A 1,333-nucleotide genomic window follows, 5' to 3' on the forward strand; every position below is an offset into this window, starting at 1 on the left:
GAGAGTGTCCGGCCTTCTGTGTATCGGTGATCTGGTCCATGCTTCCTGAGAGGAGCAAGGACGATGACGATTTCGAACGAATTGCTGGACGAGTTGCTGCAGGGCTGCAAGCGGCCGGAAGATCTGCTGGGTGACGCCGGGCTGATGAAGGAACTGAAGATCCGGCTGATGGAGCGGATGCTCGGAGCCGAGCTGACCGCGCATCTAGGCTATGAGGCTGGCGCGGAGCCGCCGGCGGAACAGACCAACCGCCGGAACGGGGTCGCGACGAAGCGGGTGAAGGGTTCTGATGGGGAGGTGCCGCTGGCCGTGCCCCGAGACCGGGACGGCAGCTTCGAGCCCGAGCTGGTGAAGAAGGGCCAGACCCGGATCGATGGCGTCGACGACAAGATCATCGGGCTCTATGCCGCCGGTCTGTCAGTGCGCGACATCCAGGCTCATCTTGAGGAGCTCTATGGCCTGCGGGTCTCGCCCGACCTGATCAGCCGCGTCACCGATGCCGTGCTGGGCGAGGTCCGGGAATGGCAGCATCGGGCGCTGGACCGGATGTATCCGATCGTCATTTTCGACGCTCTGCGCGTGAAGATCCGCGATGCCGACAGCCGGATGGTCAAGAACAAGGCGGTCTACATCGCCCTGGGCGTCACCCGGGAAGGGGATCGCGAGGTTCTGGGGCTCTGGATCGCAGACAACGAGGGTGCCAAGTTCTGGCTGTCGGTGATGAATGAGCTACGCAACCGGGGCGTTCAGGACATCCTGATTGCGGTCGTGGACGGGTTGAAGGGCTTTCCCGAGGCCATCACCGCGGCCTTCCCCGAGACCATGGTCCAGACCTGTATCGTGCATCTGATCCGGCATTCGATGAACTTCTGCAGCTGGAAGGACCGCAAGGCCGTGGCCGCTGACCTGCGCCCGATCTACGAGGCCCCGACCGCTGAGGAGGCCGCCCGCCAGCTGGACGCCTTCGAAGAGAAATGGGCCGGAAAATACCCGTCCATCGCCCCGGCCTGGCGCCGGGCATGGGCGGAGGTCACACCGTTCTATGCCTTCAGCGCGGCGATCCGGAAGATCATCTATACGACCAACGCCGTGGAGTCGCTGAACCGGGTGCTGCGCAAAACGCTGAAAACCAAGGGCTCCTTCCCGACCGAGGAGGCCGCGACCAAGCTGATCTTCCTCGCCATCCGCAACTTTGAAAAGGGCGGCCGCGCTGTCCGGGAATGGGTAGCAGCCCGCAATCAGCTGGCCATAATGTTCGCCGGGCGCTTCGACGCCTGAACGTATCTGAAAACCGCATGGGCCAAATCAGATACACAGAGGTTCAGACACTCCC

The 1,333-nt window shown here is 63.1% G+C and carries 1 protein-coding gene; it reads left to right on the forward strand.

The genetic code is table 11. The annotated features are described in order from the left end of the window. The first annotated feature begins 63 nt into the window (after positions 1-63). Positions 64-1,278 (forward strand): IS256 family transposase, encoded by a 1,215-nt coding sequence (locus GV832_RS21635; protein WP_168776923.1) that lies wholly within the window; start codon positions 64-66, stop codon positions 1,276-1,278. Positions 1,279-1,333: the final 55 nt, after the last annotated feature.

It is taken from the genome of Stagnihabitans tardus, from assembly GCF_009925085.1.
Classification (GTDB): Bacteria; Pseudomonadota; Alphaproteobacteria; order Rhodobacterales; family Rhodobacteraceae; genus Stagnihabitans; species Stagnihabitans tardus.

Coding starts and splice junctions, on each gene's coding strand:
- GV832_RS21635 (WP_168776923.1), top strand. CDS start 64: ATGACGATTTCGAACGAATTGCTGGACGAGTTGCTGCAGGGCTGCAAG.